Annotated in this window: 23 protein-coding genes and 1 riboswitch; of the genes, 17 read left to right on the top strand and 6 right to left on the bottom strand. The window is 56.5% G+C overall.

Translation table 11 applies throughout. The annotated features are described in order from the left end of the window. Positions 1–15: 15 nt before the first annotated feature. The 3 genes from VLM75_16070 to VLM75_16060 form a co-directional block, all read right to left on the bottom strand. Positions 16–210, bottom strand: coding sequence for a heavy-metal-associated domain-containing protein (locus tag VLM75_16070; GenBank protein HSV98437.1), 195 nt, complete (start codon positions 208–210; stop codon positions 16–18). Between the two features lie 145 nt (positions 211–355). Then, entirely contained in the window at positions 356–1516 is a 1161-nt protein-coding gene (locus VLM75_16065; protein HSV98436.1) for an FprA family A-type flavoprotein, read from the bottom strand. Positions 1517–1813: 297 nt separating this feature from the next. Continuing rightward, positions 1814–2758: an alpha/beta hydrolase gene (locus tag VLM75_16060; GenBank protein HSV98435.1), complete on the bottom strand. Its 945-nt coding sequence runs from the start codon at positions 2756–2758 to the stop codon at positions 1814–1816. A 198-nt stretch (positions 2759–2956) separates the two neighbouring features. Between VLM75_16060 and VLM75_16055 the strand changes: the two genes are divergently transcribed. The 9 genes from VLM75_16055 (at position 2957) to VLM75_16015 (ending at position 11492) form a co-directional block, all read left to right on the top strand. Then, positions 2957–3307, top strand: coding sequence for a hypothetical protein (locus VLM75_16055; GenBank protein HSV98434.1), 351 nt, complete (start codon positions 2957–2959; stop codon positions 3305–3307). Between the two features lie 109 nt (positions 3308–3416). Then, positions 3417–3519: riboswitch (glycine riboswitch) on the top strand. Positions 3520–3720: 201 nt separating this feature from the next. Then, a complete protein-coding gene (locus VLM75_16050) occupies positions 3721–5055 on the top strand; it encodes an FAD-dependent oxidoreductase (protein HSV98433.1) in 1335 nt (444 codons plus the stop codon). Further along, the gene (gene gcvT, locus VLM75_16045; GenBank protein HSV98432.1) at positions 5052–6140 is read left to right on the top strand and encodes a glycine cleavage system aminomethyltransferase GcvT; all 1089 of its coding nucleotides are present in this window, start codon (positions 5052–5054) and stop codon (positions 6138–6140) included. Before VLM75_16050 ends, gcvT begins: the two co-directional genes overlap by 4 nt. A gap of 174 nt (positions 6141–6314) precedes the next feature. Beyond that, positions 6315–6707 (top strand): glycine cleavage system protein GcvH, encoded by a 393-nt coding sequence (gcvH, locus tag VLM75_16040; protein HSV98431.1) that lies wholly within the window; start codon positions 6315–6317, stop codon positions 6705–6707. Between the two features lies 1 nt (position 6708). After that, positions 6709–8037: an aminomethyl-transferring glycine dehydrogenase subunit GcvPA gene (gene gcvPA, locus VLM75_16035; protein HSV98430.1), complete on the top strand. Its 1329-nt coding sequence runs from the start codon at positions 6709–6711 to the stop codon at positions 8035–8037. A gap of 77 nt (positions 8038–8114) precedes the next feature. Beyond that, complete coding sequence (gene gcvPB, locus VLM75_16030) at positions 8115–9539, top strand: aminomethyl-transferring glycine dehydrogenase subunit GcvPB (protein ID HSV98429.1); 1425 nt, start codon at positions 8115–8117, stop codon at positions 9537–9539. After that, entirely contained in the window at positions 9527–10384 is an 858-nt protein-coding gene (gene lipA, locus VLM75_16025; GenBank protein ID HSV98428.1) for a lipoyl synthase, read from the top strand. Before gcvPB ends, lipA begins: the two co-directional genes overlap by 13 nt. 2 nt (positions 10385–10386) lie before the next feature. Continuing rightward, positions 10387–10686 carry a lipoate protein ligase C-terminal domain-containing protein gene (locus tag VLM75_16020; protein HSV98427.1) on the top strand — a complete coding sequence of 100 codons (300 nt, stop codon included), beginning with the start codon at positions 10387–10389 and terminating at the stop codon, positions 10684–10686. Continuing rightward, the gene (locus tag VLM75_16015) at positions 10686–11492 is read left to right on the top strand and encodes a lipoate--protein ligase family protein (GenBank protein HSV98426.1); all 807 of its coding nucleotides are present in this window, start codon (positions 10686–10688) and stop codon (positions 11490–11492) included. Before VLM75_16020 ends, VLM75_16015 begins: the two co-directional genes overlap by 1 nt. Here the strand turns inward: VLM75_16015 and VLM75_16010 are convergent. Beyond that, positions 11489–12658 carry an HD domain-containing phosphohydrolase gene (locus VLM75_16010; protein HSV98425.1) on the bottom strand — a complete coding sequence of 390 codons (1170 nt, stop codon included), beginning with the start codon at positions 12656–12658 and terminating at the stop codon, positions 11489–11491. The two genes, VLM75_16015 and VLM75_16010, sit on opposite strands and share 4 nt — an antisense overlap. A gap of 234 nt (positions 12659–12892) precedes the next feature. On the opposite strand from VLM75_16010, the gene VLM75_16005 reads away from it, so the two are divergent. The 8 genes from VLM75_16005 to VLM75_15970 all read left to right on the top strand — a co-directional run bounded on the left by VLM75_16005 (position 12893) and on the right by VLM75_15970 (position 22845). Then, positions 12893–14494 (top strand): peptide-binding protein, encoded by a 1602-nt coding sequence (locus tag VLM75_16005; protein ID HSV98424.1) that lies wholly within the window; start codon positions 12893–12895, stop codon positions 14492–14494. Next, positions 14487–15488, top strand: a complete 1002-nt coding sequence (locus VLM75_16000) for an ABC transporter permease (GenBank protein ID HSV98423.1) — start codon at positions 14487–14489, stop codon at positions 15486–15488. Before VLM75_16005 ends, VLM75_16000 begins: the two co-directional genes overlap by 8 nt. Then, on the top strand, positions 15485–16468 hold the full coding sequence (locus VLM75_15995; protein HSV98422.1) for an ABC transporter permease: 984 nt from the start codon (positions 15485–15487) through the stop codon (positions 16466–16468). Before VLM75_16000 ends, VLM75_15995 begins: the two co-directional genes overlap by 4 nt. 97 nt (positions 16469–16565) lie before the next feature. Further along, entirely contained in the window at positions 16566–17450 is an 885-nt protein-coding gene (locus tag VLM75_15990) for a DUF6599 family protein (GenBank protein ID HSV98421.1), read from the top strand. Positions 17451–17469: 19 nt separating this feature from the next. Further along, entirely contained in the window at positions 17470–18123 is a 654-nt protein-coding gene (locus tag VLM75_15985) for a metallophosphoesterase family protein (GenBank protein HSV98420.1), read from the top strand. A gap of 70 nt (positions 18124–18193) precedes the next feature. Continuing rightward, positions 18194–19390 carry an SUMF1/EgtB/PvdO family nonheme iron enzyme gene (locus tag VLM75_15980; protein HSV98419.1) on the top strand — a complete coding sequence of 399 codons (1197 nt, stop codon included), beginning with the start codon at positions 18194–18196 and terminating at the stop codon, positions 19388–19390. A 97-nt stretch (positions 19391–19487) separates the two neighbouring features. After that, positions 19488–20591 (top strand): endonuclease/exonuclease/phosphatase family protein, encoded by a 1104-nt coding sequence (locus tag VLM75_15975; protein ID HSV98418.1) that lies wholly within the window; start codon positions 19488–19490, stop codon positions 20589–20591. 34 nt (positions 20592–20625) lie between these two features. Then, positions 20626–22845, top strand: a complete 2220-nt coding sequence (locus VLM75_15970; GenBank protein HSV98417.1) for a SpoIIE family protein phosphatase — start codon at positions 20626–20628, stop codon at positions 22843–22845. 9 nt (positions 22846–22854) lie between these two features. Here the strand turns inward: VLM75_15970 and VLM75_15965 are convergent, their stop codons facing one another. Together VLM75_15965 and VLM75_15960 are read right to left on the bottom strand one after the other, a co-directional pair. Beyond that, positions 22855–24066: a DHH family phosphoesterase gene (locus VLM75_15965; GenBank protein ID HSV98416.1), complete on the bottom strand. Its 1212-nt coding sequence runs from the start codon at positions 24064–24066 to the stop codon at positions 22855–22857. Positions 24067–24181: 115 nt separating this feature from the next. Further along, complete coding sequence (locus VLM75_15960; protein HSV98415.1) at positions 24182–24505, bottom strand: inorganic pyrophosphatase Ppa; 324 nt, start codon at positions 24503–24505, stop codon at positions 24182–24184. Positions 24506–24557 lie beyond the last annotated feature (52 nt).

The raw sequence follows: 24557 nt of genomic DNA, 5'->3' as shown, positions 1-24557 counted from the left end.
CGGTCCGCGGCCTGATTACTCAGTTTCTGCGGTGTATCCGGCGCCTTTAATGACGTCGATAACGGCGTCGACGCTCGCCCGGCCGCTGACTTCAACGAGTTTATGCTCCAGATCGATCTTCACACCGTCTACACCGTCAAGGCGGTAAAGCGCATCGTTGATTCGCCCGACACAGTGATGGCAGGACATATCTTTCACTAAAAATTTCATCACCTGTCTCCTGTCGCCCGCCTCGAGGCTCAGACTCCGCCAAACACTCAATTGATACTATGCAAAGGGCGGCATGAAATCAAGAAAAATATTCCGCCTGTCGCCAGACCTGAAAACCCATATTCGGGCGGGTCCGATAATGCGATTACAACGCCGACTCGAGTTTTCCGGCAATCCCTGAAAGCGTGTCGTCGTCGGGAATGTACTGTACCCTTATTTTTTCGAGCATTTTGAAGCCGCATCCCTCGAGTTCCCTGTGGACGAGCTCGATGCTCTGCCCGCCCCAGCCAAACGATCCGAAGGCCAGGCCCGTGCGATCCCTCGGGGCGAGGCCCTTTAAATACGTTAGAAAAGCCGCGACACCGGGAAGCATGTTGTTGTTGAGGGTAGGAGAACCCACGCAGATGTATCTTGCCGTCAATACATCGGTCATGATATCCGAGATGTGGTTGAATTTCAGATCGTACATCGCCGTGTGAACGCCTCTGTTCTCAAAAGCCTCCCGTATCGCGTACGCGATTTTCCTGGTCGAATTCCACATCGTGTCGTATATGACCAGTGCCTTATTCTCGACGGTGTTCTCCGACCACGCTTTGTAGTGCCGGAGGATGTTGGGAATGGCGCTCCTCCAGATGATGCCGTGGCTGGGGGCGATCACGCCGATGTCGAGCGTGGCCGCGGCGTCGAGCGCTTTTTTAACCTGTGCCGAATAGGGCAGGACAATGTTTGCGTAATACTTTTTGGCCTCCTCGATGATGACGTCCGCATGGTATTCATCATCGAACCGCTCCGAGGTCGCTATATGCTGGCCGAAGGCATCGTTTGAAAAGAGTATCTTTTCCTCAGGGCAGTAGGCGATCATGTTGTCCGGCCAGTGGACCATGGGGGTCAGCAGGAACTGGAGGCTGCGTTTGCCGAGTAGTATCGTCTCGCCGGCCTTTACCGCGCGGATATTGAGCTCTTCCCTGTAATGATGCCTGAGCCCTTTCTCGCCGGCCGGAGAGGCAAGCACCTTGGCATTTTTCGCTGTTTTCGTGATGAGCGGGATGGAACCGGAGTGGTCCATCTCCACGTGGTTGCATATGATATAATCGATCTTCGCAGGATCGACCACCGCCGAAATGCGCGCGAGCATTTCTTCGTAGAGGTAGTGTTTAACCGTGTCGATCAGCGTAATCTTATCGTCAATGATCAGGTACGCGTTATAGGTCGAGCCGCGCTGGGTGAGATATCCGTGGAAGTTTCTGAGGTCCCAGTCGATTCCACCCACCCAGTAAACGCCCTTTTTAAGTTCTATCGGTTTCATTATGTCCTCCTCCTGATGGTGTTTGGTTCGACCGAACCAAACACCGGATAACGGGATTCCCGTCCCGTTTGCAAGAACCGTTGCACCACTTCCCGTGATTACTATGATCAGACTTGTTTCTTAATTTGGTTCTTTGATTATATTTTACCACTCCGCCTTTGGCGGCGGGGTAAAATATACAAAATTTTCGAGTAAAGAAACATGTCTATTGTATCCTGTGTCACCGGCGATTTTCTTTGTCGGGTCTCCGTACCGGCCGAGAATACGAGTAGTTGGTGGAGATATCCGGTAAAAATGTTACCGCCGTGTTCGTAAAAATTCGATAATCTCCCTGTTGACCAGCCCGGCGTGGGTTTCCATGAGAGCGTGCGGCCCCTTCGAGACCATTACCAGCTTCGAACCGGGAAGCAGTGCGTGCATTCTTCTCCCCGACGACGCCGGGACCAGCCGGTCGTCGGTTCCATGAAGGATGAACGCCGGTCTTTTAACGCCCGCTATGCAGTCCTCCACCTCCCAGGGGGGGGTGCTGAAATTCCGCAGTATTCTTAAAAAAGCGTAGTTATACCCGCGGGTGCTCGACGGCATAATATAGCGGTTGATGTAATCATCGCTCACCGCGATCAGGCCGTTGGTGTTGATGGCGCTGTTGACCATCCGGACAACGGGCTTGAAATTAAAGAGGATGAGGAATTCACCAAGGAGCGGGTAGCGCATAAGGCGGAAGACGAGGTTTCCGTTTCGTTCATGGTGAAGACCGGCGCTTCCGATCAGCACGAGGTTCCCGGTCATCGAAGGATACAGGCAGGAGAACTTCAGTGCGACCGCCCCTCCCATCGAGTGGCCCGCGAGGTGAGCACGACGTATTCCGAGAACGTTCATGAATTCGCGGATCTGCAGGGCGTACAGGTCGAGAGAATAACGGATTCCATAAGGCTTGTCACTCATGCCGTGTCCGAAAAGATCGATGGCATAGACGCGGTATCCGGCGCGCGCGAGCGCGTTGATGTTGCTTTCCCAGATCAGGGTGGACTGGCTGAAGCCGTGGACCAATATGACGGCCGGCCCCCTGCCGCGAGTGCGGTAGTTCATGGTATAATTGAGTACCGGGACGGTATTGAGCTCCGTCATGCCGGCGCGCAGCCGGTCGGTGGTCGGCTTGAGCCCCTCGACGATCAAAGGCACGAAATAAAAAACGAGGAGGCATGCCGTGATGAAAGTTATGATCTTTTTAAGCGGTCCCATGACGGTTCAGGCTATACTACCCGACCCCGGCGTTTGCAAGTATAAATTGGAAACGGCCTGTCGTAATACATACAAATTGGGCATGGCCCCCGAACAGCGGGAGGTGACAAAATATTCGGCGCTTATGTAACTGACAATGGAATTTACCTCTTGGAAAAGACCGATGAAGTGTGTACTATTGTAGCGCGGAGGTGTCCAATGGCTGAGGAAATAAAAAAAATACGCAGGCAGGGCGCGGACGGTGTGGTTAAGGCGATAAACGGCATGGTGGTCATTTCATGGGGGGTGTTTCTTGTGGCATTCATAATTGTGTCGATTTCCGGGCCTTCCGGTGGCGGGCAGATGTATGGCGCCGTCAGGGCCGGCGGCGGGGCTCTTACGGGCTGGGCGATCGCCCTCATGGCGGCGCAGTTCATTCTCTGCGTCACCGGGCTTGCGGTGCAGTCAAGCCGCATGAAGCGGAAAAGTGACAAGTTCAGCATATCGCTTATAGTTTTTGCCCTGCTCTCTGTTGTGGGCCTCTTTGTCTTCATGTTCCTGCCGTCCTGAAACGTAAAAAACAGGATGGAACGACAAAGACCGCAGCCGTTTGCCGGCCGGATATGGCTTCATGCCCAATTTTTTCTTGACATTGATGGGAGAGCGACGGCTATGCTCAACAGGGTTCGCACGAGAGACTCCTGTCGCTAAAGGGGCGCCGAAGGGGCAAGTCCGTAACGTTTAAGGATGAAACTCTCAGGCAAAAGGACTGCGGTCTGTATACATCCTGGAGAGTCCCGGCAATAACGGGCACCGAAGGCTATAAATCCTCCCCGGGGGGATAATATCCCAGGTTGAACGACAGGAGGAAGACGCGTTTCACGACCGTCTTCCTTTTTTTATTTCCGGGAAAATGATATCCCGCGGATCGGGGGGTATCGCTTGTTTTATACCCGAAAACAGGTGAGATGGCGGGGGCCTGTATGAACCATATTGTTATCATCGGACTGGGAAGCGCCGGATACGCGGCGCTGATGAGCATCAGACGCACGGCGCCGAAATCGCGGATTACCGTAATAGATCCAAAGTTGACCGACCTGATGCACCCCTGCGGCATCCCCTATTCCCTCGGGGGACATGTTCCCGCCGCGGGCCTCGAACAGGATATCCTTCTTTCCAAAATGGGAGTCAAAAAACTTGCCGGAGAGGCGGTGAGAATCGACGCCGATTCACGGACAATAACAATGCACGCCGGCGACGGAGAGCGCGCCATTGCGTTCGATGCCGCTATCATCGCCACGGGGAGCGTTCCCGCGATACCGGCGATAGCGGGAATGGAGCGGGCGCTCTACAACGGGCTCTATCCACTTGCGACCGTGGATGATTTAAAGAAGATAAAGGATCGACTCGATTCGGCGGTTCGGGGGGTTGTTATCGGGGCCGGGGCGATCGGCCTCGAGGCGGCGATCGCGCTCCGCAAACATCTTAAAACAATATATCTATTTGAGATGAAACCGCAGGTGCTTCCGGGCATCCTCGACCCGGACATGTCCGTGCCGGTACGGGAACATATGGAGTTACACGGTGTCGTGATGAACGCCGGGGCGTCGGTCGACGGCATTCTTTCGGACGCCGGGTTCGCCGGTGTAACGAGCGGAGAAAAAGCATATGAGGCCGAGATCGGCATCCTCGCGGCCGGGTTCCGCGCGGACACGGACCTGGCAGCCGGTTCCGGAATCGCCTTCGAACCGCTCGGCATCACCGTGGATGAACGGATGCGAACCTCGGTCCCCGGCGTGTTCGCGGCGGGAGACTGTATTGCGGCCTGGTCGGTGATCGACGGCGCGAGGGTGCCGGTCAAGCTCGCAACCTGCGCCTATCGCCAGGGCGTTGTCGCGGGCATCAACGCGTCGGGGGGCGATGTCGCCTATCGGGGAACGGCCGCCACGTTCGTAACGAAAGTCGGCAAGCTGGAGGTGGCCGGCACCGGATATACCACCGAGGCCGCGAAGGGCGCCGGCTATACCCCGGTCGAGGGGAAAATCCGCACCGGTATACTTCCGGAGTATTTCCCCGGCAATACCGAGATTTCACTCAAGGTGATATGTGACAGGGACTCGGGGAGGTTTTTAGGGGCTCAGGCGGTGGCCGAAAATGGAGCGGCCGGACGCATCAACCTCGTGAGCATGGCGCTTGATGCAGGGGTAATGCCGGCCGATTTCTGGAGGGTCGAGCTCGCGTACTGCCCCGCGGTGAGCAAGGTGATCGATCCCCTCAACAGGGCGGTTGAATTCGCATTAAGGAGGATTGCCCGATGATACAAAGAACGGCGCTCCACGGGGAACACCTGGCCCTCAAGGGACGCATGGTCGATTTCGCGGGATGGGAGCTTCCGGTAATGTACTCGTCGATAATAGAGGAACACAACGCAACAAGAACGAAGGCGGGCCTGTTCGACGTCTCACATATGGGAGAGGTGATCGTGAAGGGAACGGGGGCGGAAAGTTTTCTCCGCCGTCTGATCCCGACGAGGTTGAGCAAACTCGCTCCTGGGACGTCGATGTACAGCTGCCTGTGCCGCGACAACGGCGGAGTGGTCGATGATATCTTCATTTTTATGGTTTCTGAAACTGAATACTATATCGTGGTAAACGCAGCGACGCTCGACGGGGACCTCGACTGGATGCGCACTCACGCGACCGGTGACACTGAAATAATCGACGTTTCGGCCGAAACGTCCAAAATTGACTTGCAGGGGCCCGCCTCGGGTGATATTCTGAAAAAGGTCGTCGGTGATGAGCGGGCTGGAAGCATGGGCCGCTTTCAGTTCTTTCATACCGATTACAAAGGCGTTCGGATGATGGTTTCGCGCACCGGCTATACCGGCGAAAACGGCTACGAGCTCTTCGTTCCGAACGATTTGGCGGTTCCCCTGTGGAGAGACATCCTCGGCGCGGGAGAGGCGTATGGAATAAGGCCCGTCGGCCTTGGCGCGCGCGATACGCTGCGTCTGGAGGCCGCTTATTCGCTTTACGGTCACGAGTTGTCCGATACCATCACGCCGGTCGAAGCGGGCCTCGGATGGCTTGTAACGAGCGCGGACGACTATATCGGCCGCGGTGTCCTTGCCGGGCAGAAGGAAAATGGTGCGCCGCGCGCTCTTATCTGTTTCGAACTCGAGGGCAGGGGTGTGCCGCGTGAACACTGCAAGGTAATCAAAGACGGTGTCGGGATCGGGATAAGCACCAGCGGCGGTTTTTCTCCCACGTTCAAAAAAGGGATCGGTATGGCCCTGGTACGGGCCGGCTCGCTCGGGATCGGCGACTGGTTTTCGCTCGTGGTACGGGACAATCCGGTCCCGGCGAGGGTGGTAAAACGACCGTTCTACGCCTTCAACGGCTGAATAAAATGTTCTCAAACATCGCACAAGATCGAAAGTAGTTAAGTTGCTTCATAACCGGGCAATACGACGGGCTTCATCCCGCCGGGCGCGGGGGCAAACCCGATAATCCCATGATTTGCATGAAGTCAGGTATCCATTTCCGGCCAGGTCCGGAGAAACACATCGGAGGAATACATGAGTAATATACCGGAAGATCTTAAGTACACGAAAGACAGCGAGTGGATACGCATGGACGACGAGTTCAACGCCACCTGCGGCATCACTGACCACGCACAGGAGATGCTTACCGACATCGTCTTCGTCGAACTGCCCGAAACCGGAATGGAGGTGGCGCAGGGGGAGCAGGTGGGAGTGGTCGAATCCGTAAAGGCGGTATCGAACGTGTATTCGCCGCTTTCGGGAAGAATCGCCGGCGTCAACCAGGCGCTCGAAAATTCACCTGAACTTCTCAACGGCGACCCTTACGGCGAGGGCTGGATATTCAAGATAGAGGTAAAATCCCCGGGCGAGCTCGACAGCCTGATGAACGCCGACGCCTACGCCGCCCACATAGAACCGGAGAAGTGATATGAAATATACGTGCAGCCCCGAGGACGACCGTTATGTAATGCTGAAATCAATCGGCGTGCGCGCCGTCGACGACCTCTTCACGGATATACCCGAGGCCATGCGTCTGGGGAAGGATCTCGACCTTCCATCCGCGCTATCCGAGATCGAGACCATGCGTCTTATGGAGGAACTGGCCGCAAAAAACCGCCCGGGACGCTGCTTTGCCGGGGCCGGGGCCTATGTTCATTACATGCCCGCGGTGGTTGACGCGCTCGCCTCGCGGTCGGAGTTTTACACCGCGTATACGCCCTACCAGGCCGAGGTGAGCCAGGGCACCCTCACCGCCATTTTCGAGTTTCAGACCTTCGTCTGCAGGCTCACGGGCATGGACGTCGCCAACGCGAGCATGTACGACGGCGCGACGGCGCTCGCCGAGGCGGTGCTCATGTCGATGCACGCTTCGGGGAAAAAATCGGTGGTCGCCGGCGACACGCTGCATCCTCATTATCGCGCGGTGCTTGAAACCTACTGCGGAGCGAACGGGCTCGAACTGCGCATACTGCCATCTGCGAACGGGGTGATGGATACATCCGCACTCGCCGGGGCGCTGAACTCTGCCACGGCCGCGGTGGTCACCCAGAACCCCAATTTCTTCGGCTGTATAGAGGACGTCGCGGCGATAACCGGGGCCGCCCATGTCGCGAAGGCGCACAGCATCGTGGTGGTGACCGAGCCCCACAGCCTTGGCCTGATCGCCGCGCCTGGAAAGCTCGGCGTGGACATCCTCTGCGGTGAAGCGCAGTCTTTCGGTAATCCCGTGGGATACGGCGGGCCGGCGCTCGGGTTCCTGGCGGCAAAGGGCGAGTTCATGCGCCGCATGCCCGGCCGCCTTGTCGGAAAAACGGTCGATTCAGACGGCAAGGACGCGTACGCGCTGACGCTCCAGACGCGCGAGCAGCACATACGCCGCGAGAAGGCCACGTCGAACATCTGCACCAACCAGGGGCTTTGCGCCCTTCGAGCGGTAATCTACCTTTCCGCGCTGGGCAACGCCATTCGACCGCTTGCGGAACTCAACCACCGGCTTGCGGCGCGTTGCAAATCCCTGCTGGCATCGAAGGGATTTACAGCCGTATTCGACAGACCCTATTTCAACGAGTTCGCGGTAGGGATAAAAAAAGCCCCGGTCGTGATGAAGCGACTGGAGGAAGAAGGTTTTATTCCCGGAGTACACCTGGGGGATTATTACGGGGAATACGCAGACTGCGTCCTCGTCTGCTGTACGGAGATGACGAGCCCCGCGGAAATAGACGCCTTCGCTGAAGCGGTGAAGCGGTGCGCCCGGTAAACCCGTATTCAGGGCCATCCGACGTGCGGGAACAAAAGGAATAATGATTTTTGGAATTATGATGAAGAGGTGGAGACATGCCGGTTATTTTTGAAAAGAGCAGATGCGGAAGAAGCGCCTATGCCATGCCGTCGTGGCAGCTCGAGGAAACCGACCCCATCCCCGCGGCTCTGTGTAACGACGGCGTGGACCTTGTCGAAGTGGGCGAGGTCGACATCGTGCGGCATTACACGGCCCTTTCCCGGATGAACTTCGGTGTGGATACGGGAATGTATCCGCTGGGAAGCTGCACCATGAAATACAATCCCAAGGTCAACGAACGCGTCGCCTCGCTCTCCGGCTTCACTTCGCTCCATCCACTTTCATCGCCGGCCCTCGCCCAGGGGGCGCTCGAGGTGCTGTACGATCTGTCGGAGTATCTTGCAACCATAACCGGGATGCGGCGCTTCTCGTTCGCTCCCGCGGCCGGCGCGCACGGCGAGCTTGCCGGGCTGATGGTGGCAAAAAAATATTTTGAGAAGAAAGGCGAAAAGCGCAGCGTTATCCTCATCCCCGATTCAGCGCACGGCACCAACCCCGCATCAGTGGCCATGTGCGGCTTCGATGTGCGGGAGGTGCCGTCGACCCCCGAAGGCGATGTCGACATGCAGAGGCTTTCATCGATGGTCGATGAAGACGTGGCCGCAATGATGCTCACCAGTCCCAATACGCTCGGTCTTTTCGACCGCAACATCGTTGAAATCGCCAGTGTGCTGCACGGGAAGGGTGCGCTTTTTTATTGCGACGGCGCGAACCTCAACGCGATACTCGGCGTGGCGAAGGTGCGCGACATGGGCTTCGACCTAATGCATATCAATTTACACAAGACATTTTCGACGCCGCACGGCGGCGGCGGCCCGGGCTCGGGCCCACTGGGAGTGAGCGACGAACTCGAGCCCTTCCTGCCGGTCCCCGTTGTGTTAAAGGGCGATGACGGCTTTTACCTCGAGCAAAACCGGCCCGATTCCATCGGCCGCATTCACTCGTTCCATGGGAATTTTCTGGTGGCGCTCCGTGCGTATGCGTACATCAGAATGCTGGGACCCGATGGCATCCGCGACGCCGGAGAGACCGCCGTACTCAACGCCAACTATCTGCTCTCCCTGCTGAGAAGGGAATACAACCTCCCGATCGACCGAATATGCAAGCACGAGTTCGTCCTCAACGATAAAGACATGCCCAACGGCGTCACCACCAACGATATCGCCAAGAGAATTCTCGATTACGGATTCCACGCGCCCACGGTTTATTTCCCGCTCCTCATCCCCGGTGCGATCATGATTGAACCGACCGAAACGGAGAACCGTGAGACATTGGAGTCCTTCGCCGCCGCGATGATCGAAATTAAGCGCGAGGCGGAGAGCGATCCCGAAACCGTTAAAAGCGCACCGCACTCAACGCCTGTGCGGAGGGTCGATGCGGTGCTCGCGGCGCGCAAACCGGTGCTTAAATGGGAGGGATAGGCGCGCGCATCCCCCGCTGGATCAACCTGGAGATACCCGGCGGCACCGACTACGTGCGGGTAAAGGGCGTCATAGAACGCGAGGGCCTTCACACCGTATGCCTGGAGGCGCGCTGTCCCAACATCGGCGATTGTTTCTGCAGCGGGACAGCGACGTTCCTGATTATGGGTGATGTGTGCACGCGGAACTGCCGCTATTGCGCGGTACGGCACGGAAGGCCCACGCCGGTAGACCCGGACGAGCCAGGCCGCGTGGCGCGCGCCGTCGCCGAGCTCGGCCTCGAATACGCGGTCGTCACCTCGGTTACGCGCGACGACCTGCCGGACGGCGGCGCCGCCATTTTTGCCGAAACCGTCTCGGCCATACGGGATATCTCCCCATCGTGCCGTGTCGAGGTGCTCGTGCCCGATTTCCGCGCGAGCATGGAGCGGTCGCTCGAACGCGTCGTCGGTGCCGGTCCTTACGTAATCAATCACAACATGGAAACCGTCGGCCCGCTTTTTCCGGCCCTTCGCCCGCAGGGGGATTACGGACTGTCGCTCGGGCTTATTTCGCGCGCAGTCCTATCCGGCATACCGGTGAAGTCGGGCCTTATGGCGGGGCTCGGAGAATCGATCGATGATCTCAGCTCGACGATGGAGGACCTTCGCCATGCGGGCTGCTCCATCCTGACCGTAGGGCAGTACCTCCGCTCCCGAAAGGAAAACCACCCCGTCGCGAAGTATTACACTCCCGCGGAGTTCGAGTCGATCCGCCTGCGTGCCGAATCGATGGGCTTTGCCCGGGTGCTCGCGGGCCCGATGGTGCGAAGCTCCTATCACGCGGGCGAGCTTTCGAAGCGGTGACGATGCATACCGCGGTCATTAAAGCGCCGGGGGAAAAGCTCCTTCGGGTTTCGATCGACATGGCGGACGGCCTGGTGCAAGGCGTGCGGCTCACCGGCGACTTTTTCGTGCATCCGGAAGAAGCGGTGCTCAGGATCGAGGAGGCGCTGCGCGGAGTGCGCCCGGAATTGAACACGGTACGGGACCGTCTGCGGGAGGCGGTAGATTCCGGGGGCATTCAACTTATCGGCCTGTCAATAGAGAGCATCGCGCGTGGAACGGTCGAGGCCGCTTCGGGCTGCGATGCGGAGAAACAGCCATAATGGAGACATGGCGGCTTATCATCGATATTCCACGGCGGGGCGCGTACAACATGGCGGTCGACCTCGCCATCCTTCATTCGCTTGCCCGTCGCGCGTGTCCGCCGACGCTCCGATTGTACTCGTGGGATACGCCCGCCGTTACGATCGGCTACTTCCAGAGGATCGAGGAGGAGGTGCGCGAGGCGGAGTGCAGCCGGGAGGGCGTGGCCGTCATACGGCGCGTTACCGGCGGAGGGGCCGTACTCCACGAGCACGAGCTTACCTACAGCGTCTTTATACCGCTTTCGCACCGCACGGCCGCGCAATCCATCCGAGAATCATACGGGCTGCTCTGCGCGCCGATCGTTGATGCCCTGCAGGGGCTCGGACTGAAGGCGGAATTCGCCCCGGTCAACGATGTTCTGGTGGAAGGGGCCAAGGTGTCGGGCAGCGCCCAGACCAGAAGGGAAGGGGTCCTGCTCCAGCATGGAACGCTGCTCATTGATGTCGACACCGAACGGATGTTCCGCATTTTAAACGTGGCGAAGGAAAAGTCCCCGGACGGCCCGTCTGCCGCGCCTGAAGGCCGTGTGACATCGCTTCGCCGGCTGCTTGGGGAACGGGTGCTGGCGACGGGATTCGCGTCCGAACTCGCCGGGCGACTTGCACGCGCGTTCGCGGACAGGCTTGGATGCGTCTTCGGGGAAGGAGGCCTCAATGGACGGGAGGAGGAAGAGGCCGTACGGATCGAAAATGGGCTTTTCGGCCTTGAGGCCTGGAACCGCGACCGGTCGATTCGGCCGATATCCGGGGGGCCCGGGGGTTAAAAGAAGTCGCGCTCTTCAAGCTTTTTCTTGATGGCCGCGATCTGGGTCTCGTTGCTGATGATCTTCGCGAGCTTTCGCTGTGCGTCCTTGTCCAGGTCCACCTGTATCGGTTTCTGGTAGAAGTTGACGGCCAGCCTGTTTCCTTCCCTGACGAACTTACAAAAGACCGTAACCTTCGGTTTCAGGTAGTCTTTCACTCCAAGCTCGCGGACCATTGCCAGCTCTTGCGTGTTGAGCTCGCAGAAATCGTTTTTAGTATAGAAGCTTTGGGAGTGATTGAGTATCGGGGCTATCCTGTTTATAAAGTCGCTGATTATTTCATAATCGAAATGCACATCGATGGTGTTTACGATCGCCTTGAGGGCGTATTCGACCGATACGGCTTCCCTGAACGGTCGCTTCGAGGTGAGCGCGTCGTAGATGTCGCAAATCGACACGATCTTGGGAAAGTCGGGAAGGTTTTCATACGGCAGCCCGTAATATCCACGGTTATTGAATTTCTCATGATGAAAAAGAACGGATTGTAACACTATCGGGCTCACCCGCTCGATGTTCTTTAAAATCTCGTATCCAAGCTGCGGGTGGCGCTTCATCTTCTGTACTTCGGTGATGTTGAGCTTTCCCTCCTTGTTGAGCAGCTGCTTGTCGATCCTGGTGGAGCCGATGTCGTGCAGGTACGAGCCGAGGGTGATGTATTTGATCTCTTCGAGCGAGAAATTGCCCCGCTTTTTCGCGAAGAGCGCGGCGAGAACCCCCACATTGACGGAATGATTGTACAGGTATTCATCGTGGGATTTCAGGTCCTTTAACAGCTCCACGGCCTCCACGTCGGCGGTGTTCAGGTCGTTGACGATTTCCTCGACGACTTTCTCGGCATCGCGGAGCGAGGTGCGCGAGAGCTTCTCGGTGTTCATGATCTCTTCCATGATCTCGCGCGACTTGTTGTAGGCGATTTTCATGCGGTAGGCGGGAATGACCGCGCGCTCACCGGTATCGGTGTAATATAGCTTATGGCCGTATTTTTCGGAAATGTATGCTATCTTTTCGGCGGTAAGCACGGCCCTGGCCTCGAGCACCATCTCGCCGGTTTTCGAATACAGCGGATAAATAAAGCTGTTATCGGGCCTGAGGTACTCGAGGTCTATTTTTATCTTTCGTGAGACCATATTTCCTTCCCGTATCTATGTTCGAATATGGATATTCACCCTGTTTTTGTCAAGCGAAAGGCTTCGTGTTGAACGAATATACAATACCGGTAAAGATACGGAAATATTGCCGCAAAATACAGTTAATCACGCGCCTGCCCGGGTCATTCGGGGCGTTAAGGAAAAAGACTTGATTTACTGAAACAGGGGGCCGTAGAGTGCACGGACCATGGGCTACCTTCCGGCGGCGCTATAATGAGGATTCTGAATATACTGGTGTTCGGTGCCCGGTGTATTGCGCTCTGTGTCGCGCTCCATGCCCTGACGGCATGCGGAGATTTTTCATCCGTCCGCGACCCGCGCGCGCTCTACATCCATCTGGGGTCCGAGCCGGGGCATCTCAACCCCATCACCTCGACCGAGGCGGTGGCCTCGTCCATTAATCAGCATATCTATGAAACGCTGCTGGACCGCGACTACGACACGGCGGAGCTCATCCCCCGGCTGGCCGAATCGTGGTCGATATCCGGCGACAGGCTGCGGTACCGGTTCAGGATTAAAAAGGGGATACAGTGGAGCGATGGCGTTGAATTGACCGCCGACGACATCGTCTACTCGTTTAAAACGATCAAGGATCCGAAAGTGGCCTGTGCGCCGCTGAAGGTATATTACATCGACGTACGGGAGGTCCGAAAGATCGACCGCTATACGGTCGAGTTCCGCTATTCTACGCAGTACTTCCGGGCGCTCGAAATCTGCGGTACGATCCCTATCGTGCCCAAACATGTGTTCGATAACGGTACGGACTTCAACACGCACAAAAACAACCGGTTTCCGGTCGGTACGGGGCCGTTCCGATTCGAACGCTGGGACACGGGCAAACGCATCGTCCTGGTTCGAAACGAGCGGTACAAGGGAAAGGCGCCGGACCTGCATCGTATCGTGTACCGGATAGTCGCCGAGCCGAACATCGCCCTGCAGATGGTGAAAAAAGGCGAGATGGACGTGATGTCCGTGCGAGCCATCCAATGGGTGCGTCAGACGAACTCGAAGAAATTCAACGAGGGCTTTTACAAGCTCCAGTATTATCTTCCCGCGTATAATTACATCGGCTGGAATGCGGCCCGGCCCCTTTTCGCCGACCGGCGGGTGCGCCTTGCCATGACGCATCTGGTTAATCGAGAAGCGATCCTCGACAAGCTGCTCTTCGGCATCGGCGAGATCGTGACCGGCTCGTCGTATATCCACAGCAAGGGCTACGATAAAAGCATAAAGCCCTGGCCCTTCGATCCAGCCAGGGCGCGGGAGCTCCTTGCCGAGGCCGGCTGGCGCGACACCAACGGTGACGGAATACTGGATAAAGGCGGGAAAAAGTTTACGTTTACCTTTACGATGCCGTCGGGAAGCAAGTTCGCCGAGCGATTGGGGACCATCATGAAGGAGGACCTGTCAAAAGCCGGCATAACGATGGACATCAACCGCTACGAGTGGGCCGTCTTCGTGCAGAAGCTCCATCAGCGTGATTTCGACGCGGTCACCCTGGCCTGGTCGCTCTCGTGGGAGGACGACCCCTATCAGCTCTGGCATTCGACGCAGGTTGTCGGGGGCTCCAACTTCTGCTCGTTTAAAAACGCCGAGGCCGATGATATCATCATACGGTTGCGCAAGGAGTTCGATGAAAACAGGCGTATAAAAATGTACCACCGCTTTCACCGCATACTCCACGAGGAGCAGCCCTATACCTTTCTTTATTGCCTGCCCGCGCAGGTGGTGGTCAGCCGCCGTTTCAACGACGTAAAGGTCCACCTGAGGGGCCTTAATTATCTTGAATGGAAGGTGGCGGCGATCGATGATTAAATATCTTGTCAGGCGCCTTCTCCTGCTCGTGCCGACCTTCATCGGCATCAGCCTCATCACCTACGCCATGATCCGCCTGGCGCCGGGCGACTACACGACCCTGCGCGCCGGCCTCCAGGGAGAGCTGAAGGCCGGGGCCATCGGCACTGAGATCATCGAGCAGGAAAAAAAGCTCTACGGGCTCGATAAACCGGTGATCGTCGGATACTGGGACTGGTTTAAAAAACTCGTGGTGCTGGATTTCGGCGTCTCGCGAAAGGACGGCAGGCCGGTGGCGGAGCGGATAGGCGAGGCCCTGCCCATTACGCTCTCCCTCAACATCATCAGTATGATCATCGTGTATATCATTTCCATTCCCGGCGGGATCGTTTCAGCGCTGAAAAAAGACTCGCTCTACGACAGAGTCTCGAGCCTGGTCCTTTTTGTCCTTTATTCACTTCCATCGTTCTGGGTGGGGCTCTTGTTGCTCATGGTCCTTTCGGGCGGCGATTACCTGAACCTCTTTCCGCTTGGGGGAATCATCTCGGACTGGGCCGAGGACTTTTCGTTTTTCGACAGGATGGTGAACATCGCCTGGCACCTTGTGCTGCCGGTGGTTACCCTCACCTACGGCGGTTTCGCCTTCCTCTCGCGCTATACGCGCTCGACCATGCTCGACGTCGTCAACCAGCAGTACATCATGACCGCCCGGGCCAAGGGACTTACCGAAAAGCGCGTGGTGCTGGTGCATGCGTTTCGCAATTCGCTCGTGCCGCTCGTTACGCTCATGGCGTCTATTCTTCCCGGCCTTCTCGGGGGAAGCGTCATCGTTGAATCGATCTTCTCGATCCCCGGCATGGGAATGCTTGCGTTCGAGGCGATCCTCGCGCGCGACATACCCGTCATCATGGCCATCGCTTCGATATCGGCGGTGCTGACGCTTATCGGTATACTGATCGCCGACATCCTCTACGCGGTGGTCGATCCGCGTATAAGGCTGGAGGCGCGGCAGTGAAGGCGGCACGCGGATACTGGGCGATCGCCTGGCGCGAATTCCGGCGCAACCGGTTCGCGCTCGCGGGCCTGGTCGTGGTGCTCGCGCTCTTCGCCGTGGCGCTCTTCGCGCCGCTACTCGCCAACGACAAACCCTACATATACTCGGCCGACGGCAGACTGTATTTCCCAATCCTGTTCGACTACCCGGAACTCGCCGGAAAAAATTTCCGGGACGAGGCCGGCAAAACCCTCGTCCTCATGCCGCCGGTGCCCTATACCAGCTCGGAGTACGATCTCGACGCCATCGTAATGCCTCCGAGCGCGCGGCACATGCTGGGGACCGACGAGCAGGGCCGCGATCTCGCCGCGCGGATGATACACGGAACGCGCATATCGATCCTGGTGGGTTTTATCGCGGTCTTCATATATGTGACGATGGGCATCATCATCGGCGCGATCGCCGGCTATTACGGCGGCGTGGTGGACATGGTCATTTCGCGTTTTATCGAAATCATCATCTGCTTCCCGACCTTTTTCCTCATTCTTACCATACTCGCGCTTGTAGGCCCCAGCCTGGTAAACGTGATGCTCGTCATCGGTATTACTGGGTGGACCGGAATCGCGCGCATCGTGCGCGGCGAATTTTTGAAACTACGCGAGATGGAATTCGTACAGGCATCCCGCGCGCTGGGAGCGCGCGACCGCGCCATCATATTCCGGCATATGCTGCCCAACGCACTCGCCCCGGTGCTGGTTTCGGCCACCTTCGGTATAGCCTCGACCATCCTGATCGAATCGTCGCTTTCGTTTCTCGGTTTCGGCGTACAGCCCCCGACCCCGAGCTGGGGTGATATACTGTCGCAGTCGCGCGACTTCATGGATTTCGCCTGGTGGCTCACCCTCGTCCCAGGGTTCGCGATATTCATCACGATCACAGCATACAACCTCGTAGGCGAGGGTTTCCAGGACGCGATCGATCCGCGTTCCGTCAAAAAATAATTAACCGGATATGCGATAAATCCAATTCAGGATGATGAAAGCGCCCGCCACCGGACATAGATTGACGTTCGCCGCCCGATGTTTTGCGGCGGTCGTCATGCTCGGCGCACTTTCGGGGTGCGCGGCGCTGATGGAACGCGATCCGGATGTCCTCCATTTGCTTCCGCGGGAGTCCGACCTGCCCGGTTGGAAAATCGCGGCCCCTCCGCGACGCTACGACAATACCAATATCGCCCTCCGGGTCGACGATGAATCGGCGCTCTTTCGGGAATACGGCGGTGAAAGCCTCGCGACCTCGTCCTACCGCCCGATCGGAGAAACGCGTGGCCGGGTAACGATCGAGGTATACCGGATGCGCACTCCGGTCGACGCGTTCGGCATCTTCGGCCGAAGGGTCGGGAAAGCAATGAGGATGCCCGCGCCGTCTGTCATGTGCGATGACATCGCGGTAATCCGGAACGGGCTTCTGCTTCGCCAGGGACTTCATTTCATCGCCCTTGTCGCCGACGAGAACGACGCCGGGGGCGATCTTGTCGCGTTTGCGCGGATCATACTCGAGAATATACCGCCGGTAAAATCCGACCTGCCCGATTGGGCAAACCTTTTCGGCGTCGGTAATCAAAGGGAAGGACTGGTATATTACTCCCGGGCGCCGTCCGATATCCCGCTGAAAGGGGGGCTGTTCGTGCGAACAAGGTCGATAAACGGTATAGAATACGACGTGTATTATTCCCGGCGTTCATCGAAATCCTCGGCGATACGGGATTTTGCGGGTCTTCAGGGGCAGGGTGGCGGCGGATTCGTGCTCTCGAGCGCCGGTGCGCGGCAGGTTTCGTTCAAGCCCCGGCCGGACCGAGGGTACGTCTTCGCGGCGCGGTGGGGGGACCTGGTTTTCGGCCTCGTGCGCGCCGAAAATCTTGTGGACGGGAACGCGGCAATCAACATATTGTATGGAGAGGTTTCCGCCACAACAACCGATTGACGGGGGTATCGGGCCTGCGATGTACTATATCTTCGGCGACCTGCACGGCATGTATTCCAGGCTTGAGTCCCTGTACGGGCGGCTGCGCGAAACCATACGGAAGGACGACACCCTACTTTTCCTCGGAGACTATATCGACCGGGGCGGCGACTCATATAAGACCGTTGAATTTCTCATAGGGCTCTCGAGGCTGCATCCGACCGTATTTTTAAAGGGAAACCACGAGTTCATGCTGCTCGCGTACCTGTCCGGTGGGGACACTGACGGCATCTATTTTCAAAACGGCGGCAGGCGCACCATAGAGAGCTACCGGCGCGCGTTCGGCTCCTTCAGCATCCCCTCCCGACACATGGAGTTTTTTCAATCCCTGGTCCTTTACCACGAAACCGACAATTTTATTGCGGTTCACGCGGGCCTTAATCCGAAAATAACCACAATGGACCTGCAATCCGAAGAGGATATGCTCTGGATCCGCGAGGAATTCTATCATGCGGATAAACGCTGGCCCAAAACGGTCATCTTCGGCCATACGGCCGCGGTTCATTTCGCCGGGGTAATGTCAAGGCCCTATTTCGACGAGCGGCGCAATATAATAGGGCTGGATACAGGCGCCGTGTTCGGAGGCAGGCTGACTTGTCTGAGATGGCCTGACAGGGAGATTTTTCAGAGATAGGTGAGGCGCCGCCCGCCTCATGGAGATTAGGCATGGGAGTTGGAGAGCACATCAATCGATGAAGGGGAAAATGACGCGCAGAATTCTTCCGATACTTTCTGTGCTGGCTCTCGTCGTCGCGGTGGCCGGGGTGCTGTCGGCACGGAACTACGATATACTGGCCCGCATCGAGTCCAAACGGAAGGACGGTCTATTGACATTGCGCTTTGATGAGAAGCCCGCGGCCGGCTCGTATTTTATCATAGAGGGCGAGCGGGTTATCGGCAATATCTCGGTGATTTCTTTTGATGAAATACCCGTCGGGAAAAACCGTGTTTACCGGGTAAGTGCATACTATATGCTCGAAAAAGCTGTGGACGAGGCGCTCATGCGTGCCGGTATCGAGATAGGCCTGCGAAGCGAAGCTGAAAGAAAGCTGCGGGATTACTCCGAGCCGCAGAAGAGGGAGATCCTCGTCTATAAAAACGAGATCGTATCGCCCATCGATGGCCGCAAAATGGTGCTCGTCCCCGCCGGCAAATTCGTATTCGGCAGCGATACCGGTGACAGGGACGAGGCACCCGAACGCGTTCTTGAACTGGGAGATTACTTCATCGACAAATATGAAGTCTCCAACGCGGATTATTTGGCATATGTGCGCGACGCGAGGACAGGTCCGCCGCGCTCATGGAAGGGGGGGCTTCCCGAGGAAAGGCTGATGCAGATGCCTGTACTCGTTACCTGGATGGAAGCGGCGGCATACGCGCGATGGGCGAACAAGCGGCTTCCCACCGAGATGGAATGGGAAAAAGCGGCGCGCGGTCCGGCGGTGTACGACTCGGGCGGTGTGAAGGCAACCGCCCGATCCGGTTCGCTGCCATACCCATGGGGGCCGGACTTCGAAGCGGGACGGGCGAACACGATGGAATTCTGGGAGGACCCGAAATCGGGAGGAGACATTAAGGGATCTTTTTCCAGGGGCCTTCTGCCCGTTATATCGTTCGGGGGAATCGGTGATTCTTCATATGGCGCCGTCAATATGGCAGGAAACGCGCCCGAATGGACGGCCGACTTTTACAGGGCCTATCCGGGGAGCCGGTATGCCAATCAGCGATTCGGGACGAGGTTCAAAGTGATCAGAGGCGGGGCATGGTATTCAGGGCGCGAAGCGGTACGTACTACCAGGCGTCAGATAGGGGGTATTCCGAATCTCAATAGCGACGCGGCGGCTGGATTCCGCTGTGTCAAGTCTCCGGCGCTGCTCGATATCGATTCTGAAGGGAATTAGAACAACATTAGCGTTGTTTGCTATGTGTAAAAATGCTACAGTTATCAACAAACTTATCCACAAACGTGGATAAATTACGCATTCGGAGGAAGTCGGAATGGGTAAACGTTCCATATCGTTGTTCATCTTTCTGGTCGTCGTAATGACGGCGATCGGTTGCGGCCGGAAGCAAAACGAGACCGGAGCCGTGCGGGAAAATCTAAGGCTCATGAGCATCAATATATGGTCGGGCCTGGACTACAAGGGAACGCTTATCATGGGGGAATACGAGACTCCTGAGCGTCGTGAGACGCGTTTTCAGGGCCTTCTTGCGGAAATACGGCGCCTCGATCCGGATATCATTGGAATCAACGAGGCCAACTTCCTTCCGGACTACATCCAGCGACTGGCGAAGGAAATCGATTACGATTATATCTATCACGTGGGCGTTTCCGGCCTGCATATCGGCAGGGTGGGGTTACCGTGGAATCTCCGTGAGGGAGATGCTATCCTCGCGAAAAAGGACCTCGGCCTTTCGATCGCGGGCAGAAAGCAGCTTTCGGGCGGCGGGTTTATCGGCAATACTTTTTCCTTTCACACGCAGGACGCCACCCAGGTGCTTGTCGGCAGGATGAAGGTGAACGGCAAAGACCTCTACGCGGCCGTGACGCACTGGCACGCCTCGCCGCCCGGCGACGGGGCTACACGCACAACCCTGAAGAGGCTCAATGAGAAGTGGAGTTATGGCGATGCCCAATACGCGGAGGCGCAGAAGGCCCTCGCTTCCGACAATGAGTGGCGCATGAGCGAGGCCGCGGCGATGGCCCAATACCTTGATACCCTCGTTCCCTGCGGGGCGCCCCTGGTGGTGATGGGCGATTTCAACGCTGAGATAGGCAGCCCGGAGATGCGGATCATGGCGGACAAGGGTTACAGTGACGTCTGGTCGCGCGTATCGCGCCTCCCCGGATACACCTGGAATCCGGCCATTAATATGAACATCAAAAGCTTTTATTTAACCGATAATGAAAAAAGGTTTGATTCTTTATACGAGCACCTCAACAGTATAAATGAAGCAACCGGAAAGAGGATAGACTTCATTCTGCTCAACGAATCGCTCGGCGCCGGGCCGGTCGTGGACGCTTCGGTGTGTTTCGACCGTCCGTACGAGGAAATACATCCCTCGGACCACTTCGGCGTTTTCGCGGTTGTCGCCCTGTGAAAGGGCGCGTGATCCAGTGTAACAAGGTGCCGATATGAGATTATTCTACTTTCTCGCAAGAAAAATCAGTTACACTTTTGCGCTCGCCTTTCTGACCGTTTTCGGCGGATGGGTGGGCGCGGTGTTCGGTTATTTCCTCGGCACTTCCTTTCTCCTCTCGTCGGTCGAACAGATAAACATCCTCATTATCAAATGGTTCCCCTGGGTCGTCGCGACGGTGACGGCGCTCCATTATATGCAGTTCGGTCTGCTGACGCGTATGGGGGTTCCGGCTTTTTTTAAATCGCTCAGGATGGTCAACAGGCACTTTGACGGTGGGATCCTTCATGGCGAAATCGGCGATGAAGAGCTCCGCAGGCTGTACGGGAATGTGTCCGATCTTTCTCTGCATAATATGTTCAGCTCCGTGTTTTACGCGCTGCTCAGCGGGATTCTGTTAATCGCCGCGTTATATGCCGACATGCATCTCGGCGGTACCTTCGATCCGGCGGTTTTCAAGATGATGGTCAAGATCATCGGGATTGCGACACTCGTGGTTTTTATACTGTATGGGATGTCCACGTATCTTTTCACCGAGATCATCACCGGCTACGAGCGGGCGACCTGTTATAATACCCTCCTCGCGCGCGGGGTTGTTACCTATCCGAGGGTACTGAGCGGAGTGAGGGTTAAGTTCTCGTTTTTCCTCATTCTCATGGTGCTCGCGCTTCTCACCTTCGCGGCGCTGATGGAAAAGAGCCGCTTTTATTACCAGGCGGACATGACGGCGGTAATCGTGTACCTCCTCGTTGCCATTATCACGATGGCTTTTCTCATGTCCGTCAACTCCAGCTCCATCCTCCGGGTGCTCAGGGAGATGAGCCGTGTGGCGAGAGAAATCTCGACCGGAGGCGACGCGGAATTCCGCGTCCTTTCCCTCGACAAGGAGTTCTCGGCGATCGAGTTCGGTTTCGTTGAAATGGCCCGCGAGATCAGGGAGTACCGTAAAAACATCGAGATGAAGGTGGAACAGCGCACGGCGGAGCTTCAGGGAGCACTCGCCGACCTGAAGGAGCGGGACGACCTCATCCAGAAACAGCTCGATATCGCGAGTACCATTCAGCGGGGCATCCTTCCCGGCCGCATAGACGACTGGAACGAGCTTAAATTTTCAATACGCTATATCGCGATGGAGAAAATCGGGGGAGACTTTTATGACGTTTATCAGTTGAAGGGCAACAAGCTGGGCCTCCTCATGGCCGACGTTTCGGGTCACGGTATTCCGGCGGCGCTTGTGACGACGATGGCCAAGATATCATTCAGCAACGCCTGCAACAAAAACGACTCGCCGAGGCGTATATTCCAGGAAGTGAACCAGAACATCATCGACCACGTCAAAACCCAGGATTACCTGACCTGCTTTTTCCTGTCGATTGACGAGGACTACACCATAACGTACGCGAACGCGAGCCACCAGAAGGCCATCCTGCTCCGTGCGGGGGCGGAATCGACCGAGCTGCTCGACACAAATGGCCTCTTCATCGGCGCCATCGAGGAGGCGCGGGACACCTACGAGGAAAAGACCTCGAAGATGAAATACGGTGACAGGCTTATCATGTACACGGACGGTATACCGGAGGCGATCGACGCGGAAAGGCGCGAATATTCACTCGACCGACTTCAGAACATGGTCGTGAAGAACCGTAACCTGCCGCTCGAGGACTTTACCAGCGCGATCATAGAGGACGTGCAGCGCTTTATCGGCAGCGCGCAGGTCGAGGACGATATTACCCTTTTAGTTGTGGAGCTCACGCGCGACGCGGCGGTTGATATCATCAAGAACTCGAAGAAGCTGGTGACGGAGAACCGTTACTACGAGGCCATAGAACACCTGGAGCGAGGGCTTTCGTTGTATCCGGAAAACAAAAAACTTATGTACAACCTCGCCAAGAATTATTTCAGGGTCAATAACTACGCAAAAACGATTGAATGCATCCAGTCGTACATAGCCGGCGACAAGCGAAACAAATTCGCCTTCTATATCGCGGGAGCCGCGTACTACCAGATGATGGACTATCAGAACTCGATCGACGTGCTCGAGGAGGCGGTCAGGATAGATCAGAATTTCGCCAATGCGCATTTCGCGCTGGGGATGTCGCACAAGAAGCGGGACAACCGCGCGGAGGCGATACGATGTTTCGAGAAGGTCGCCAATCTCGACGCGGACAATAAACTCGCGCTTTTCGAACTGAATGAGCTAAGAAAAATGAAATGAGGCCCGGCGTCACGCCTTCAGTGTGCGCTCGACCGCCTGTTCTATGAGTGGGATCATCCCCGCGACGTACGCGTCCACGTCGGGGATGCTCTTTCGGGGAAAGCGGAACCCTATGGCCCCTTCGTGGCCACCGCCGTTGGCGATATTGAGCAGCTTCAGTACGTCCCTCAGGTCAAAGCTCCTGAAAAGATGGCCGCGACGCATGCGAAACTGCACCAGTTTTTCGGCTCCGGTTCCGTCCGCGAAGCAGATAAGACTGAGTCTGCCGCTCTTTTCGGCAAGGGTGTTGGCTATCGCCTTGGTGACGGTGGTGATGATTTCATTGTCGAACTCACGGTAAAGGTATCCCATATCGTCTTCATGCAGAATCACATACCCTATTGACTCGGAAAAGCGTCGTCGTTCGTTGATGTATTCGTAACAGGCCACCTCGCGCGCGGTCAGATGCTGGAGCTCGCGGAATATCTGCTCCATGTTGGTGAAATTGGTGTCTCTCACGGTCATCCGTTCGAGGATGGAGTTGTACATCCCGGAGAAGATGTCGTAAAACTTTTTTTCCCTCCGGGATTTCAGGAACTGCCCCTTTTGTGTGTCGCCCAGAATGCCGGTAAGGATCGCCAGAACAAAGTTGCGGGAGAACGGGTCGGATATCAGGTACCTGTTGAGGATCACTTTCCTGCCGCGCAACTTAAGGGCGAGGTAACCCACAAGCTCGCTCGCGGATGAGGCCGCGGTCACCAGGGAGTAGGCCGGCATGCCGATATAATCGCTGTCGCCTCCGAGGTGGTGGTCGATCTCGATCTTTACGATTGCCTCTGTATTCATCATGCGGACGATTTTTTGATTGATGTCGAGCATGGAACGTTTGGGCGTATCGCAGATTACGATCGCTTCGACGCTGTTCACTATTCTTAGCCTTCCGCTGACGATCCGTATGGAATTGTATTTGCAGATGTTTATCAGGTACTGTAAATTACCGGGAACCGCTCCGGGAAGGTATATCTGCGGGAACTTGTCGAACCTGGTAAGCAGAATGGCGAAAGCCACCATGCTCGCGATGCAGTCTTCATCGGGGTTTTTATGTCCGCAGATTAGAAAATTATTCCGCGCAAGCATCATCTCTATGATGTTGTTGATGATGATGTTCTTTTCCCGAATAGTCGCGATCGCGCGTTTGGCCATGCCTTTTCCCGAACCGAAGAGAAGTGTTCTACGCCTCATCGCCCTTACCGGAGCAGGATGAGGTTGAGAAAGCGCCCATCTCCGCTAATAATAGCGAAGACAACAAAAAATGCAAATAATAATCGGAATAAACTCCCTCAAACACCAAAGCGATTCAGACGATGAAAGGCGTGTACCTGAGCCCAAGTGTGCCTTTTTTTATCCAGAGGCGCAGTTTCTGGGCGCTTCGGCCGTCCTCCGAAGCAATCGTACCGATTTCTTCGATAAAGCTGATGGCGCTGATAGGAAACTCATAAAAACGGTTTTCATCGGAAAAAGGATCGGTAAGCAGCACTATTTTTTTATTGTCGGTCGCGTGTTTCCGGGGCATTCCCTCATAGGAAACGTGGGACCTGACGAAATCAGGATCTTCATAGCGATCGATATCGAATTTCTCTGATATCTGCAGAAGCTTCTTGATGTATCGTTTTTCAGGCATGACCTTATTTACCAATTCACCGGGGCTAATGTACTTGACGCGATCTCATTGT

Source organism: Spirochaetota bacterium (assembly GCA_035477215.1).
Classification (GTDB): domain Bacteria; phylum Spirochaetota; class UBA4802; order UBA4802; family UBA5368; genus MVZN01.
Note: the sequence above shows the minus strand (reverse complement) of the source record. Positions and strands in the feature narration are given on the sequence as shown.

Coding starts and splice junctions, on each gene's coding strand:
- VLM75_15975 (HSV98418.1), top strand. CDS start 19,488: ATGGGTAAACGTTCCATATCGTTGTTCATCTTTCTGGTCGTCGTAATG.
- gcvPB (HSV98429.1), top strand. CDS start 8,115: ATGCCGGTTATTTTTGAAAAGAGCAGATGCGGAAGAAGCGCCTATGCC.
- VLM75_15985 (HSV98420.1), top strand. CDS start 17,470: ATGTACTATATCTTCGGCGACCTGCACGGCATGTATTCCAGGCTTGAG.
- VLM75_16060 (HSV98435.1), bottom strand. CDS start 2,758: ATGGGACCGCTTAAAAAGATCATAACTTTCATCACGGCATGCCTCCTC.
- VLM75_16065 (HSV98436.1), bottom strand. CDS start 1,516: ATGAAACCGATAGAACTTAAAAAGGGCGTTTACTGGGTGGGTGGAATC.
- gcvPA (HSV98430.1), top strand. CDS start 6,709: ATGAAATATACGTGCAGCCCCGAGGACGACCGTTATGTAATGCTGAAA.
- VLM75_16005 (HSV98424.1), top strand. CDS start 12,893: ATGAGGATTCTGAATATACTGGTGTTCGGTGCCCGGTGTATTGCGCTC.
- VLM75_16020 (HSV98427.1), top strand. CDS start 10,387: ATGCATACCGCGGTCATTAAAGCGCCGGGGGAAAAGCTCCTTCGGGTT.
- VLM75_16050 (HSV98433.1), top strand. CDS start 3,721: ATGAACCATATTGTTATCATCGGACTGGGAAGCGCCGGATACGCGGCG.
- VLM75_15980 (HSV98419.1), top strand. CDS start 18,194: ATGACGCGCAGAATTCTTCCGATACTTTCTGTGCTGGCTCTCGTCGTC.
- lipA (HSV98428.1), top strand. CDS start 9,527: ATGGGAGGGATAGGCGCGCGCATCCCCCGCTGGATCAACCTGGAGATA.
- VLM75_15990 (HSV98421.1), top strand. CDS start 16,566: ATGCTCGGCGCACTTTCGGGGTGCGCGGCGCTGATGGAACGCGATCCG.
- VLM75_16015 (HSV98426.1), top strand. CDS start 10,686: ATGGAGACATGGCGGCTTATCATCGATATTCCACGGCGGGGCGCGTAC.
- VLM75_15970 (HSV98417.1), top strand. CDS start 20,626: ATGAGATTATTCTACTTTCTCGCAAGAAAAATCAGTTACACTTTTGCG.
- VLM75_16000 (HSV98423.1), top strand. CDS start 14,487: ATGATTAAATATCTTGTCAGGCGCCTTCTCCTGCTCGTGCCGACCTTC.
- VLM75_16055 (HSV98434.1), top strand. CDS start 2,957: ATGGCTGAGGAAATAAAAAAAATACGCAGGCAGGGCGCGGACGGTGTG.
- VLM75_16070 (HSV98437.1), bottom strand. CDS start 210: ATGAAATTTTTAGTGAAAGATATGTCCTGCCATCACTGTGTCGGGCGA.
- gcvH (HSV98431.1), top strand. CDS start 6,315: ATGAGTAATATACCGGAAGATCTTAAGTACACGAAAGACAGCGAGTGG.
- VLM75_15965 (HSV98416.1), bottom strand. CDS start 24,066: ATGAGGCGTAGAACACTTCTCTTCGGTTCGGGAAAAGGCATGGCCAAA.
- VLM75_15960 (HSV98415.1), bottom strand. CDS start 24,505: ATGCCTGAAAAACGATACATCAAGAAGCTTCTGCAGATATCAGAGAAA.
- VLM75_16010 (HSV98425.1), bottom strand. CDS start 12,658: ATGGTCTCACGAAAGATAAAAATAGACCTCGAGTACCTCAGGCCCGAT.
- gcvT (HSV98432.1), top strand. CDS start 5,052: ATGATACAAAGAACGGCGCTCCACGGGGAACACCTGGCCCTCAAGGGA.